We start from the raw sequence: 15,158 nt of genomic DNA on the forward strand, positions 1-15,158 counted from the left end.
AAAGATATGAGCCGCAAGGGCAATTACAACTTTTAAATGGCCGACTTTCAGGTAAGCCTACAGAAAAACAACAGCTCATGTAGCAGGCTAATAGAATAAATACGATACATAAGCTGTTACTTCTGCAGAGGTATGAAGGCGGTTCAACAATCAGGCATTACCGCCATCTAAACCAAAGAACCTTCTACTCTTTCAACGAGGCCATATCAATAACAAAGCGATACTTCACATCGCCTTTCAGAAGGCGGTCATAGGCTTCATTTATTTCCTGCATGTTGATCATCTCTATATCTGAAACAATGTTATGCTTGCCACAGAAGTCAAGCATTTCCTGAGTTTCAGCTATTCCTCCGATCATAGATCCAGAGAAGCTTCGGCGGGCAGGTATAAGGCTGAATGCTGCTACCGGTAGCGGCTGTTCAGGCGCTCCTACCAATACTAAAGAACCGTCTACCCGTAGCAGGTTCAGGTATGTGTTAATATCGTGCTCGGCAGAAACTGCATCCAAAATAAAATGAAGCTTACCAAAATACTCTTGCATCTGGGCCGCATCTTTGGATAGCACTACTTCGTCGGCGCCTAAACGTTTGGCATCTTCCACCTTAGAGGGCGAAGTGGTAAATACAATCACCTCGGCACCCATGGCTTTCGCGATTTTTACGGCCATGTGGCCTAAGCCCCCCAAGCCTATAATTCCTACTTTCTGTCCAGGACCAACATTCCAATGCTTTAGCGGGGAGTAAGTGGTAATGCCAGCACATAGCAAGGGAGCAACTGCTGCTAGGTCCAGGTTGTCTGGTACCCGTAAAACAAATTTTTCATCCACCACAATGCTCTCTGAATAACCACCAAAGGTGTGTGTGTTCAAATGTTTGTCGGGTGAGTTATAGGTCTGTGTAGCAACATTTGCGCAATACTGTTCCATGTCTTCTCTGCAGTACTCGCATTCCTGACAGCTATCTACCATACAACCTACGCCAGCCAGATCGCCTACTTTAAATTTTGTAACATGATCGCCCACGCTCACGATTCTGCCCACTATCTCATGACCTGGTACGCAAGGGTACAGGGTCCCATGCCACTCGTTTCTCGCCGTGTGCAGGTCAGAGTGGCAAACACCACAATACAGTATCTCAATTTCTACGTCGTGTGGCGTAGGTGTTCTGCGGTCAATGTTTAGCTGTTCTAAAGGGGCTTCTGCGGCCTCTGTGCCAAATGCTTTTACGTTTTTTACTTCCATAGTTATTCATTTCGTTTTGGTCCTGAAAGGATACCTTGACTTCAATCAGGTACTTACCTCCTTTCACCTTATACGAGATATTATAATTAGGTCTTTAAAAGCAGTCAATATTCAGCACCAGATATAGACATTAGATTCACATTCTACCAGAACAAGAGCGTAATGGCTATACTGGTGTTGAGCGGTACAATTACCAAATAAAGGGCTCTTTCGTTAAACTCATTCCCTTGATGTATTTATTGTGGTATCCACCATTTTGTTGTTGGTGTTATTCCTGGTATCACTTTCTCCCCCATAATGGGTGTCACAATCTCTAAGTTATTTTGTGAGGCCATATCAGTCACAATACCAATGGATTCATCCCAAGGATGTAACGCTAAATCAAAGGTCGAGAAATGAATAGGGAAAAGGAGCTTAGCATCTATATCCTTGCTAGCTTTGATTACCTGTTCTGGGAAAAGGTGGGTGTTTGGCCACCCATTGTTCCACGCATCTATTTCCATAAAAGCCAGGTCAAATGGACCGTACTTCCTGTCTATCTCTTTGAAATGTTCGCCGTAGCCCGTATCGCCACTCCAATACAGGTTCTTATTTTCACCTTTGATAACATAGGAAGCCCATAAAGTCTTGTTTCTGTCGTTATAGCTTCTTCCCGAATAATGCACCGTTGGGGTAGCGGTTATATTTAGTGATCCATGGATTGTAGTTTGATGCCAGGCTAGCTCTGTGATCTTACTTTTGGGAACACCCCAGCCCTCCAGCCTGGCTCCCACGGCTAGCGGTGTGATGAAGTGTATGTTCTTATCCGCCAAAAACTTAATGGTTTCTGTTTCCAGATGGTCATAATGGTCATGAGTGATTATTACAATATCGATATTTGGGAGCTCTTCCCTCTGCAAAGGAGATACACTCATCCTTTTGGCAATTACAGGTAAGGGACCTGCATTTTCGAACACTGGATCGATTAAAATACGATAACCGTCAAGCTCAATGATAGCGGTGGAATGTCCTAACCAATAAGCAGCATAAGAAGAAGGTACTTCTGGAAAATCCCTTTTTGTAAGTACATGTTTCGGCAGCTCAAACTCCGGGGCATTGGGAGATGTTCTGAAGAACCTCCAAAACCCAGGATCGCCTCCAGTTGTTTGTTCAGGATAAGAAACTATCTCTTTTGGGCTTATAAATTCATCTTTGGCAGGCGAATAATAGGAATATTTGGAATATTCTCCTTCGCGCTCGTTGCTGGAATTTAATTTGCCAATTTGGTTATTTACATAGCAACCTGTACCTCCTAAAGCAAGGAGTATTGCTATAGCTAAAATGCTTAAACTATATTTCCTTTTCATTCTGAAATTCATATACTTTATGTGCTAATTAGAAAAGAAGTCGCCCTGTAAGGTTTGAGCGGCTTTCTAAATGATAACAAAGGTTGATTGTGCTGCAAAGGATAGGCATCAATCACTTAATGAGGCTGATAGTAGACCCTGGTTTTTGCTTACACTACAATTTGTAAGGCCCAATAGAAGGCTTACAAAGGTAAAATAATTAGAGCTTCTTAGAGGCTGTTTTCATTTTATACAAAAAGCCTTATTTGATCAATTCTGAAAATTTGTTTAGTTGAAATTAGCTCATATGAGCACTTTCTTTGTTCCAAATTAGAGTCACTCAAAGGGCCTCTAAACCTATTTTTACAAATCAATAAAATCCCTAAAATTCAAAGAATGATAGATGTTCCCCTTTCCTCAATAGGCTGTATCTTAACTGCCAAAACTATATGTTTCGGCAAAAGTAAAGTGGGTGGAAACATACGCCTATTCTAAACAGCCCGATTATCTTAACGTTTCAGGTCTGTTTTCGGACTGCTGTAAACATATAAGGTTCTCATGTGCGGTCACAAAGTCAACCTTGTGTTCAACACTCTTCGTGTTTGTCGCATTATTCCCTAAAATCATGAGTTAGCAGCTAAAATTTCATACATGAAGCTATAAGCATTAAAAAAAACAAAAAGCCCTGCAGGTATACCTGCAGGGCTTTTTGTTTTTTTTAATGCTTATAAGTTGAAGGTTAAGCGGGTAAAGATAAATCTACCATTATAACCAAACTGTTGTGCGCTACGAGAATAAAAAAAGCGACCTGTGCCAGAGCTGGCTGCAGCCACTTCGTCTGGGTAAACGTCCAGCAAATTATTCGCCCCTACTGTTAGCTTCAGATTATTGTTAAAAGTATATCCAGCACTCAAATCCGTTACAACCTTTCCGCCATACCAAACCTGATTATCAGCTACGTTCGTTGCTTCCTGCACTCTACCGAAATACACGTTACGCAGGAAGAAGCTCCACTTGCTTAGCGAATAATTTAATGAAAGGTTTACCTTGGTTTGCGGTACAGCAGATTGCAGATAGATGCGGCTTGCCTCATCAAAATAGGTGTTTTCTCTGCCTTCCAATTGCTCAGATGCATGTACATTTCCTACTAAATTAGTCTTGGCATAGGTACCAGCCAGGTTACCGGTAAAACGGCCGCCGCCTAACAATTTGGAATATGTTAAAACAGCATCCACTCCCCTTGTTTCAGTATCGATAGCATTCGCAAAAAAGCGGGCTGAGCCAGCATTGGCCACATCCAGCAACCTGTTTACCTCAGCCTCCTGCGGAGTAGGATTTGTAGTTACCTTACCAAACTGCCCTGTATATACAACACGGTCGTTGATGCGAATGAAATAGCCATCCAATGTTAGCTTAAAGTCACCCAATACACTTGTGAAGCCAGCGCTGTAGTTATAAGACGTTTCCTGCTTTAGTTTAGGGATTCCCAGTAGCTTAGCCACACGACTGTTGTTGGTAAACGTTCCTGATTCCACAAATACACCATCTGTAAAGAGCGTGGAAGTGGCACTATAATATTGCTGATGCAGCGATGGTGCGCGGAAACCTGTGCTTACGGCACCTCGCAATGTAAAAGCATCTGTGAAAATATGACGTCCTGCTACTTTTCCGTTAACAGTAGAACCAAAGTCCGAGTAGTTCTCAAAACGTGCTGCCACATCAACCAAAGTCCTACTGGTAAAATTAAGCTCAACATCACCGTAAACTGAAACAGCTGTGCGGGAGGCGTCTACTGCATTATCAGGGCTGAAACCTGGAAACGATTGAGATCCACCGGCAAAAGGAGATCCGTTAGCTGCAAATCGGGTGTTAACCGTACCGCGTGGGTCTGGAATAAGTATAGGATTGCCCGAGGCATCGGTACCTACTCGTGTAGCCTTGCCGTAATTTACATAAGAGGCTTCTTCTCCGGGTAAAATCCGGTAGTTCTCGTAACGGTGCTCTGCACCGTAAGCCACGTTTACACCAGCCATAGCATCTTTAAAGAAGCGGCTGAAGTCCAGATTAGTCGTGTTTTGCGTGAAAGAATAACCACCAGCTTCAAAGGTTGTCGGCGAAGCAGTAAGTATCGATGCATTCAGGGTGTTCTCCACAGTAAAGTCGATAGCATTCTGCCCGTAGGTATTACTAAAGTCAACTTTCCAGCTACCTAACTGACCGCGGATACCTGCTGACAAAGACCTGTCGTAGTTATCTGTTACAATAAGAGGCATGAAGCCTAACGGGTATATAGTGGCGTTTGTCTGCGTAAGCTGGGAAGGTGTTCTATAGAAAGCGGCACCTTCGCCATGACGGAAGTTTAAACCACCAAAAGCATAAACTTCCGTTTTTTCAGTAACTGGGTAAGCCGAGTTAAAAAACAAACTTCCTCCCCTATTTGCCGACTGGCCGACACGGCCGCTAAAGAAATCACGGGTCAAGCCTCTTCTGCTAAGCTCTGATTCTGTAATATCAGCTCCTGTTGGCGCCTGACCTGGAGTAGGATTATTATAATCGGTAAAAATTGTACCAGTATAGTCACCGCCACGATCAGTATAGTTGCGGTAATCATATGAGCCTGCCAGGTTAAAGTAAGATCCTTCAACACCCAATGGCACACCGTAATTGGCATTTACCTGTACGTTCTCACCATCTATACTGCCCTCCGAGTTTTCAGACAAGTACCCTCCAGTGGTAACGTTGGCATTCAGCTTATTTACATCATCATTCAAAATAATATTGATTACACCTGCAATGGCATCTGAGCCATATTGAGCAGATGCTCCATCCCTGAGTATCTCGATGCGTTTGATGGCTGCTGTCGGGATGGCATTTAAGTCTGTACCTACTGAGCCCTTGCCAAAGCTACCATTGATGTTAACCAGTGATGTTGTATGGCGTCTTTTACCATTGATGAGCACCAACACCTGGTCTGGCCCCAAACCTCTTAGAGACGCTGGGTCAATGTGGTCTGTTCCGTCGGTCAGTGTTTGCGTATTTGATGTGAAAGAAGGAGCCACATAGTTGAGTATCTGGTTAAGCGTAAGCTGTGGAGCATCCTGCACTACCTCCCTTATATTAATTACATCAACCGGTGCAGGTGTAGTAAGTTGCGAGCGGGGAGCACCTCGTGATCCTACCACAACAACTTCGTTCAGGCTCTGAGCCGTAGAAAGTATAAAGTCTACCGTAACAGTTTGCCCTGCGGCCACTGTTACCTCTTTTTGCTCCGACTCATATCCGACATAACTGGAAACCAAGGTATAGGTTCCTGGTGAGACTTTTAATTGGTACTGGCCATTCGCATCTGCACTCGTACCTGTAGACTGATCTAAGGTTCTTACCGTTGCTCCAGGTAGTGGCTGAAACCGATCGCTAACTGTACCTTGTATTGTTTGCCCATTAACCTGAATGGTTAATGTCAAAACGAATGAGAGTAATAAATAAATCTTGGACATAATAAGAAATTTACAAAACCATCTGAGCCTGCAGAATACCTTTATGGTACATCTGGCAAGAATTAGTAAAACAATTAAGCTGCAAAAGTACAGCAAATTTTAAAGTACATACATTATTTGTATAAACAAACAATTAACTAACTTCTAAATTACCCTTGTTAGTTCCTAAAGAACCAAGCTACGTGTGCTACAAGGTTTATACTTTATAAAGACAGATAAGGTGTAAATATTAAGAACATCTTTTGGGTAATAGCAGGATGTAAAACAAAATACTGCACACTAGAGCTGTGAGTGCAGTATTTTGTTCTGGGTAAAAACTGCATAAGGTGGCTTCAAACAAGCGCCGCTATACTAAGACCACACAATATATCCGCCGCCCAAACCCTACGCTCTTATGTTGCTTATTAAAAGCCTGCTGCAGCATCATCGCCGCGAGGATCTGCACCAGCCTCTAACTTACCGTTTGGTAGTACCAGTATTGCGTTTATTCTTCCATAGGGATTACGTTGTTCCAAATTATACCCTTTACGCTCAAGTGTGGCACGAACATCAGTCGGTATGGCATCTGGTTCATGCTGTATTTCATCCGGAAACCACTGGTGGTGGAAACGCGGTGCTGCCACAGCTTGCTGCATCGTCATGTCATGCTCCAGTACGTTAACAATAGCTTGGAAAACTGAAGTAATAATGGTGGAGCCACCAGGTGTACCTACTACCATGAAGAGTTTCCCTTCCTTTTCAAGTATGGTCGGTGTCATAGAGCTTAGCATGCGTTTACCTGGTGCTATGGCATTCGCTTTGCCTCCTACCAAACCAAACATGTTCGGCACCCCTGGTTTCGCACTAAAATCGTCCATCTCGTTGTTTAGCAGGAAGCCAGCTCCCTCCACTACTACTTTTGAGCCGTAAGCACCGTTAAGTGTGGTGGTTGTGGAAACGGCGTTACCTGCAGGATCCACAATGCTGAAATGCGTAGTCTGGTCTGACTCGTAAACAGGTAACTCACCAGCTTTTATACTTGCTGAAGGTGTTGCTTGGGCCATGTCCATGGTGCTCATACGCTCTTGCAGGTATTCTCTGTCAAGCAACTCATTCACCGGCACGTCTACAAAGCCAGGGTCGCCCAGATAGGTAGCACGGTCAGCATATACCCGACGCTCCGCCTCTGTCATTACCTGTACTTCTCCAGCACTCTGCCACCCATACTCCCGCAGGTTGTAAGGTTGTACCATTTCCAGTAGCTCTAGCAAGGCTATACCTCCACTAGAAGGCGGCGACATCGAAATCACTTTGTATCCTTTATAATCACCTTCAAGGGGCTTTCTCCAAACAGAAGCATAATCAGCTAAATCCTGTTTTGAGATGATACCACCACCGCGCTTCATTTCATTTACCAGCAGGTCTGCTGTTTCTCCTGCATAGAAGCCTTCACGACCTCTATCACGCACGCGTTCTAACGTGTGTGCAAGGTTTTCATGACGTAGCGTGTCGCCAGCCTGCCATGTTTGCTCGTTAACCAGGTAAGGCTTATGCTTGTTGTTTCTAATAAAAGCTTCCCGAGACCTATTCAATCCTTCGGCTTCTTTCTGGGTTAGCACAACGCCATTGCGTGCCAGGTCAATGGCTGGCTGCACCAAACCCGCCCAAGGCAGCTTACCCAACTTCTGGTGTAGTTTTACCATACCGTCTACAGTTCCTGGTACTCCAATCGCTAAATGACTGTCGGTGTTCAGCCCATTAACTACGTTTCCAGCACTGTCCTGGTACATAGTTTCGGATGATGCTAACGGTGCAATTTCACGGTAATCTAGAGTACCCGTCTCCCCGGAAGCACTGCGAAATACAGTAAAACCACCACCGCCAATATTACCTGCCACTGGGAATACAACAGCCAAGGCAAACTGTGTTGCCACTGTCGCATCGTAAGCATTCCCTCCTTTCCGCATGATTTCCATACCTACTCGTGAGGCCTCTGGGTGTGCCGATACAACCATGGCTTTATCGGCAATATAACCACGCGGATTTTCAGTGACAGCAGTTGCAGAATTAGTTGCACAGCCACTTAAAAAGGCTGGTAGAAGTGTTATAAACAGCAACCATAATTTGATACGGGATACTGCAGTTACTTGTAGATTCATTTGTAAAGTTCTTGATATATTAGGAATTCAATTTTGGCTTAAAACAAGCAAATCAGATAAATGTGGTAGCCTTAACTGGGTGAAGCATTCATATTGTTTAGCCTCTTTAAATACCAAATAACACCTCTGTATGTTGAAGTGCTCTATTTAGGAGGATATACCAAAAAACTTCTTTTATGTTTGGTCTTATGTTTCAAAGGACCAGATTAACTGGCTCGTACTGAAAAAGTTGGCAGTTTATGTTATTGTTTCTATCCCAAGTTGACAACCGCTGCTATATCCTGTCCCCGATGCTTCCGAAGCATAAAAGTGCTAAGTTCGCTATCAAATAACTTCCTTTCTTTTTATTTGCCTTCATTTATCTCCTTCATTATTTCTGCAAGTAGCCTGGTAGATTTCAGGCGGTCATTTATATCGTACATGGTGGACACAGTCATCAGTTCATCCACTCCCGTTTCTTCCAGAAATTCCTTAATCTGAGTTTTTACCGTTTGCTTACTACCTACAAATGAATACTTAAGCATTTGATGTAAAGTCGGGTGATGCAATATGTCTTTCAGCTCTTCGGTCATTTCAGTGGGCGGCTGTATGGGGGCTCTGGATCCGGTTAATACACCCACAAACATTCTGATTAGTGAAGTGAACAGTTTTTCCGCTTCTCCATCGGTATCAGCTACTAAAACATTCACCCCCGCAATGGTATAGGGTTTATCTAAAAACTCGGAAGGTTTAAATTCCTGCTCATAGATTCGTAAAGCATTGTGTAGATGTGTTGATGCGAAATGACTGGCAAAAGCGTAAGGCAACCCTTTTTGAGCCGCTATATGTGAACTATCGGTAGTCGAGCCTAATACATACAGCGGAACAGCTGTACCTTCTGCAATGGGAGCCCTTACTTTTGCACCTTTATTCTCTATAGAGAAATACTGCTGAATTTTCTCTATTTCTTGGGGAAAGGAATGTGCAGCTTCCATAAAATCTGACCTGATAGCACGTGCAGTTTGCTGATCGGTGCCAGGTGCCCTTCCGAGCCCTAAATCAATGCGGTTTGGGTATAGATGAGCGAGTGTGCCAAACTGCTCGGCCACAATCAAAGGCGAATGATTGGGAAGCATCACACCGCCTGAGCCTACCCGGATGGCGGTGGTGTTTTCGGCCACGTAACCAATGAGCAACGATGTAGCGCTACTGCCGATATTGTCTGAATTATGATGTTCGGCTAACCAAATTCGTTTGTAATGATGTGCTTCCGCTTCTTTTGCCAATGCCAAGGAATTGTGCAGGGTCTGTTGTATGGTTTCTCCCTGCGATACAATGGCAAGCTCTAATATGGAATATGCTATGTTAGGTTTCATGGTATTCAATTCTTATTCGTTTTTGTTAATCAGGTACGGCTGATTAGTACCAACTAGTCAATTCGTCACGTTTAATCTTCCAGGCACTCGCCACTTAGCCCCTGGTGTAGCCGGCTAATTAGATCTTTCTGAAAGCAGGCTTGGGCAACTCCAGATTGCCTCTCAGTGTATCAGCTTCATACTCAGTACGGAATATGCCGCGTTCCTGCAGTATGGGCACCACCAATTGGATAAAATCCCGCAAGCCATGTGGGTGGTCCTGCCGGAGTATCAACATATCTATTGCCCCCTTATCATACCACTCCTGCACCTGATCGGCAACTTTCTCGGCGGATCCCAAAAACAGTGGACGAGCGAGGCTGTTTTCGGGAATTAACCGCAACAGTTCCAGGTATTTTTCCTGGGCTTCCTGATCTGTCCTGCCAACGATTGGATTTTGTGCGACTGACACAATAAAGTCTTCTGGCCTTCTGCCTTTTTGGACTAATTGGCGTCTTAATTCGTCCGCAATTGCCACTGCTTCCTCCAGTGTATTGCCATGGGTAAATACACCGTCTGTATAGCTGGTGGCATGGTCCATAAACGTTTGCGAGGTACCTGCTGTGTATAACACTGGTCGCCCCTGAACCGAGCGGCTAAGATTTAAAGGCCCGTCTACCTGGAAATATTTTCCCCGGTAATTCACCCTGTGCATTTTTCGTGGATTTAAAAACACGCCGCTTTCCTTATCCCGTATAAAGGCATCGTCTTCATAGGTGTCCCACAATCCCAACACGATTTCCATGAATTCTTTATTCATGGGGTATTGGTCTGATTTGCCCAGATGGCCCCGACTGAAGTTGACCATGCCTCCAGGGTTTGAAGTGATAGCGTTCAAAGACGCGCGGCCCCTGCTTATCTTATCCAACGACAAGATTTGCCGGGCTACGCTGTAGGGGTCGGCATAGGAAGTGGACACGGTAACCGATAGCCCGATTTTATGAGTGTGGGTGCTAAGCGCAGACATGATGGAAACACCTTCAAACATGCTCAGGTAATGGGGGATGTTTCCTGGACCGACATGGCTCACGTCAACCAAAAAGAGCGTGTCAAACTTGGCTGCTTCGGCGAGCTTTGCCTGTTGGACATAAAAATCAATACTCTCGCTGGCATCAGTCGGCATATCGGGATGCTGCCAGCCCACATGATTCCATCCCAGACCATCAATATTGGCCGCCAGCTTTAGCTTCTTTCTATTTTCCATTTCAACTGCTGTTAATGCTTTTTTCTACCCAAACAGAAAACTCCTCCATGGGTGAGTGTTGGCCACCGCTGTTCAAATTTTTCAGTAGGCCCTGAACAAGTATATTGCAAAATTACGAAAACATGCTTTCCTTTGTATAGTGCTTTCCTAAAGGAAAGCGAAATAGTATTATTAAGAGAGCAATGGCAGCAAAAAAAGCATGCAATGAGTGCCTGAGTACTGTGAAACCGGTGCGGGATGCACTTGACGTGATCAATGGCAAATGGAAACTGCCTATCATCATCTCTGTCACTACCGGGAATGAGCGGTTCACTGATATACAGGAGAGTATTCCGGGAATCACGCCCAAGGTGCTGGCAAAGGAACTGAAGGACCTGGAGCAGCACCGCTTAATCAAGCGCGTAGTGGTAGAGGATTACCCGGTTAAGATCCTGTATAAGCCGGAACCCTATGCTGATACCCTGTCGCCTATCATCTATGCCCTGAAGGATTGGGGAGTGAACCACCGGAAGAAAATATTCGAAAAGGAGTAGTCTTGAGGCAAGTCAGAACAGAAACATAAGCAGCTTTTCTGATTGGCAGGTAGCCCCATCTAGCTAAAAGCCGTACCTATAAGCTTTAGATGAATTTAAATAAGGAGAAAAGAATGATGAACAGAATAGCCTTAGTGGTGGGTGTAAGCGGGATCACTGGTAGCAACCTAGCAGAAGAGCTGGTAAAGCAGGGGTGGACTACCTATGGCCTGGCTCGAAACCCTAACGTGAGCGTAGAAGGTTTAAGACCAGTTTCAGCAGACCTTCTCCGTCCTGAAAGCCTGTCGGCCGCCCTTGCCGATGTTGCGCCCACGCACGTGTTTTTTACCAGTTGGACGCGCATGGAAACGGAGGCAGAAAACATCAGGGTGAATGCAGCGATGGTTCGTAACCTGCTGGATGCCTTGTCGCCGAAGAAATCGGTGCAGCACGTGGCGCTGGTAACTGGACTCAAGCATTACCTGGGGCCTTTCGAAGCCTATGCGAAAGAAGGGTTTCTGCCTGAAACGCCCTTGCGCGAGGAGCAGCCACGGCTGGATATAGAGAACTTTTATTATGCCCAGGAAGATGAAGTGTATGCCGCTGCCGCCCGTGATGGCTTCACCTGGAGCATTCACCGTCCGCACACGGTTATTGGCAAGGCGGTAGGCAACCAGATGAACCTGGGCACCACCCTGGCCGTCTACGCCACCATCTGCAGCGAAACGAAGCGTCCGTTCCGATTTCCTGGATCAGAAGCGCAATGGAACGGCCTATCGGATGTGACTGACGCCCGGGTGCTGGCCAAACACCTGGTATGGGCAGCCACCACGGAAGCAGCCCGTAACGAAGCGTTCAATGTAGTGAACGGAGAGTACTTCCGATGGAAATGGCTGTGGAAGCGCCTGGCTGGTTGGTTCGGTGTAGAGCCTGCTGGATTTAATGGTACTGTTCATCCCTTAGAGGATCAAATGGTTCAGGATGGTTCCGTGTGGCGTGAAATTGCCGAGCGGTATAAGCTGGTCGAACCTGATCTGAATCGATTGGCATCGCCCTGGCATACCGACCTGGACCTTGGGCGTCCGATTGAGGTGATGACGGACATGTCCAAAAGCCGCAAGTTGGGGTTTACTGTTTATCAGCAAACGGAAGAGTCGTTTTTCGACCTGTTCGAGCAACTGCACAACGATCGGTTGATTCCTTAAAATTCCTTTTTACATACGCGTTAGGATCAGCATTGAAAAGGGAGGTGAAGCAAAGAGTATATCTTGATTAGTGTATCTACTTTTTACTATGGGACTGCAAGGATAACCCACATACAAAACGCATCTTTTATGCAACACGCTGCTAATTAGAGTAAGCTTTACCTCTCCACATGAAGTAATCATTCAGAACTGTTAAATCTCTGTGGATAAGGTTCGATAATTCTATCCTTCGGTCTACAACTTCACTACTGAATTCAGCCAAAAGCCTGCAAAATGAATGTTTGCAGGCTTTTGGCTTTTAGGGCCTCACTGATTCGTTCAGCTTTTCCCGAAAAAAAGGAGCGCGAATCGGTGAGTCATCTCAGGCAACAGATTTTACTCACCGAATCACGCGTAACACTTTAATGATCAAGATGTACACCCGCTGTACATCTTGCCTCACGCCGGCTGCAGGGCTACCTTGTTTAACCATAAAAAAGCAGCTAGAGCCATGAGTAAGCGTATCCGAGTCCTCTTCTACCTCAAAAAACCAAAGCAGTATATTTCAGGTCCCGTGCCGATTTATTTAAGAATCACCGTCTCGGGAAAACGGGCAGAGATTTCCACCGGCAGGGAATGCGAGCCCCGGAGGTGGAATGCCTCCTCTTCCAGGGTATCCGGCACCAAAGAAACGGTTATTTCGCTCAATGCTTACCTGGACACGCTGCAGGCACAGGTCTATGAGGCTCACCGTCTGCTCTTGGAAGCAGGAGAGCATGTAACAGCCGAGAGCGTGAAAGCCAGGTTCTGCGGCAAAGAAGAAGCCCCAAGAACACTGGTAGCAGAGCTCGAGGAGCACAACCGCCGGATGGAGGCCCTCATCGGGACAGAGTTCACCGGGGCCACGCTCAAAGGCTACCGCACCTCCCTTGCCCACACCAAAGGCTTTCTCGAGTGGAAGTACAGTACGGTAGATATAGACCTTCGGAAGGTGGATCACGGCTTCGTCTCCGATTATGACTTTTACCTCAGGAGCGTGTGCAAGTGCTCTGGCAATTCCGTGGCTAAATACATCAAGCACTTAAAGAAGGTCATCAGAAGGTGCCTTGCCCACGGCTGGATCGAGCGCGATCCCTTCCTGCACTACAAGGCAAAGCTAAGGCAGGTGGAGCGGGTATTTCTTTTGGAGGAGGAGCTGGAGAAGATCGCGGGAAAGGAGCTGGTGACAGAGCGTCTCTCACAGGTGCGGGATATTTTTCTGTTCAGCTGCTTTACAGGGCTTGCTTACGTAGATGTGCAGCAGCTAAGAAGGTCTGACATATGCAAGGGCGTCGACGGAGAGCAGTGGATATTTAAGAATAGGCAAAAAACCCATACCCCCTCCCGCATTCCCTTGGTTCCCACAGCCCTGGCTATACTGGACAGATACCAGGAGCACCCGCAGTGCCTTAACAAGGATAGACTCCTGCCAGTGTTGAGCAACCAGAAGATGAACGCTTACCTCAAGGAGATCATGGACGTGTGCGGCATTGTAAAGCCGGTGACTTTTCATACCGCCCGCCACACCTTCGCCACCACTGTCACCCTTTTGAACGGCGTGCCGATGGAAAGCGTCTCCAAAATGCTCGGCCATACCAGTATCAAGACCACCCAGCACTACGCCAAGGTGCTCGACATCAAGGTCAGCCAAGATATGATGCTAATCAGAAGTAAGTATAGAGCAGATCCTTCCAGTACTTTTTCTGTATAATAAATAAGTTGACCTAATACCATCACGGGCATTGTAATGTAGAAGCCTCTCGTTTAATATTTTTACGAATTGCGCATCCTTCTTAAGGATGCGCAATTCGTAAAAAACAGAGTTTTGTTATTGTTTATTCTGAAATAAATTTTCTTTACTTTTTTAAACCCTCTTTACTTAAATACTTCATCTAATCTCCAAAGAAGTTCAAGAGCATCTACCCAACCTGAATTTATATGAATTTCAAGGATTGAAAGTAAATCCTGAAAAGGTCCCTCCTGCAATAATAGTTCTCGATGATCAGCAAGTAGTTTTTCAGTTAAAGAAACAATTTCTTTGATAGCAAAGGAATCGAACGTATATCCCACTTGCATAGAAAACCTAGTAATGTTAGCAACCATTGATAAAATATCTTTTGGATCATATGAAATTACTAAATTTAGTGTTTCTATTAGATAATGTGCAGTATGCCCGACAAGCATACCTTTATCAGTTATTTGAGATGAAAAATTGAGCATCTTCTCAATTAAGGGCTTAACAAGAAAATATAAATCTTTCCTATTGTCATCATCGGCTGGAAGGTTATGATTGTTACTCACTCGCTGATCTGCCTCAAGCGCAAAATGTATGCGCATGACTATTTCGTCGAAAATATGAAGAGCATTTTCAACTTCAGAATTTGCTAAGTCAAAGGATTGAACTTGTTGAAGTACTTGGCCAGCTTGATCTATATAGCTATCTATAACTTTTAGTTTTTTAGAAATTAGCGGAAGGTTCTCCAAAAACACACACCTTGGCTCGTCCGTATGAATTTGTTTGAACAAGTGAAAAATCACAGCATTTGAAAAATAGCGGTACTTATAACCATTCACAAGGGTTTCAAGGGCTGCAGGCATATTTAACTTGACGCTTTTTTATCCGGC

General features: G+C 45.1%; 10 protein-coding genes. 3 read left to right on the top strand and 7 right to left on the bottom strand.

Features of this window, described 5'->3' with window-relative positions:
* Positions 1-184: 184 nt before the first annotated feature.
* The 6 genes from LN995_RS20830 to LN995_RS20855 all read right to left on the bottom strand — a co-directional run bounded on the left by LN995_RS20830 (position 185) and on the right by LN995_RS20855 (position 10,798).
* Entirely contained in the window at positions 185-1,240 is a 1,056-nt protein-coding gene (locus tag LN995_RS20830; RefSeq protein ID WP_229963027.1) for an NAD(P)-dependent alcohol dehydrogenase, read from the bottom strand.
* Positions 1,241-1,476: 236 nt separating this feature from the next.
* Positions 1,477-2,586 carry an MBL fold metallo-hydrolase gene (locus LN995_RS20835; RefSeq protein WP_229963028.1) on the bottom strand — a complete coding sequence of 370 codons (1,110 nt, stop codon included), beginning with the start codon at positions 2,584-2,586 and terminating at the stop codon, positions 1,477-1,479.
* 704 nt (positions 2,587-3,290) lie between these two features.
* A complete protein-coding gene (locus LN995_RS20840; RefSeq protein ID WP_229963029.1) occupies positions 3,291-6,029 on the bottom strand; it encodes a TonB-dependent receptor in 2,739 nt (912 codons plus the stop codon).
* A gap of 437 nt (positions 6,030-6,466) precedes the next feature.
* The gene (gene ggt / locus LN995_RS20845) at positions 6,467-8,200 is read right to left on the bottom strand and encodes a gamma-glutamyltransferase (RefSeq protein ID WP_377470177.1); all 1,734 of its coding nucleotides are present in this window, start codon (positions 8,198-8,200) and stop codon (positions 6,467-6,469) included.
* Positions 8,201-8,544: 344 nt separating this feature from the next.
* On the bottom strand, positions 8,545-9,555 hold the full coding sequence (locus LN995_RS20850) for an LLM class flavin-dependent oxidoreductase (protein ID WP_229963030.1): 1,011 nt from the start codon (positions 9,553-9,555) through the stop codon (positions 8,545-8,547).
* A gap of 118 nt (positions 9,556-9,673) precedes the next feature.
* Positions 9,674-10,798 (bottom strand): NtaA/DmoA family FMN-dependent monooxygenase, encoded by a 1,125-nt coding sequence (locus tag LN995_RS20855; RefSeq protein ID WP_317206987.1) that lies wholly within the window; start codon positions 10,796-10,798, stop codon positions 9,674-9,676.
* A gap of 182 nt (positions 10,799-10,980) precedes the next feature.
* On the opposite strand from LN995_RS20855, the gene LN995_RS20860 reads away from it, so the two are divergent.
* The 3 genes from LN995_RS20860 (at position 10,981) to LN995_RS20870 (ending at position 14,244) form a co-directional block, all read left to right on the top strand.
* The gene (locus tag LN995_RS20860) at positions 10,981-11,331 is read left to right on the top strand and encodes a winged helix-turn-helix transcriptional regulator (protein WP_229963031.1); all 351 of its coding nucleotides are present in this window, start codon (positions 10,981-10,983) and stop codon (positions 11,329-11,331) included.
* 113 nt (positions 11,332-11,444) lie between these two features.
* Complete coding sequence (locus LN995_RS20865) at positions 11,445-12,515, top strand: SDR family oxidoreductase (protein WP_229963032.1); 1,071 nt, start codon at positions 11,445-11,447, stop codon at positions 12,513-12,515.
* Between the two features lie 490 nt (positions 12,516-13,005).
* On the top strand, positions 13,006-14,244 hold the full coding sequence (locus LN995_RS20870; protein WP_229963033.1) for a site-specific integrase: 1,239 nt from the start codon (positions 13,006-13,008) through the stop codon (positions 14,242-14,244).
* A gap of 164 nt (positions 14,245-14,408) precedes the next feature.
* Here LN995_RS20870 and LN995_RS20875 read toward each other — a convergent pair whose 3' ends face one another.
* Positions 14,409-15,131 (bottom strand): hypothetical protein, encoded by a 723-nt coding sequence (locus LN995_RS20875; RefSeq protein ID WP_229963034.1) that lies wholly within the window; start codon positions 15,129-15,131, stop codon positions 14,409-14,411.
* Positions 15,132-15,158: the final 27 nt, after the last annotated feature.

The organism is Pontibacter silvestris (assembly GCF_020907275.1).
Taxonomy (GTDB): Bacteria; Bacteroidota; Bacteroidia; order Cytophagales; family Hymenobacteraceae; genus Pontibacter; species Pontibacter silvestris.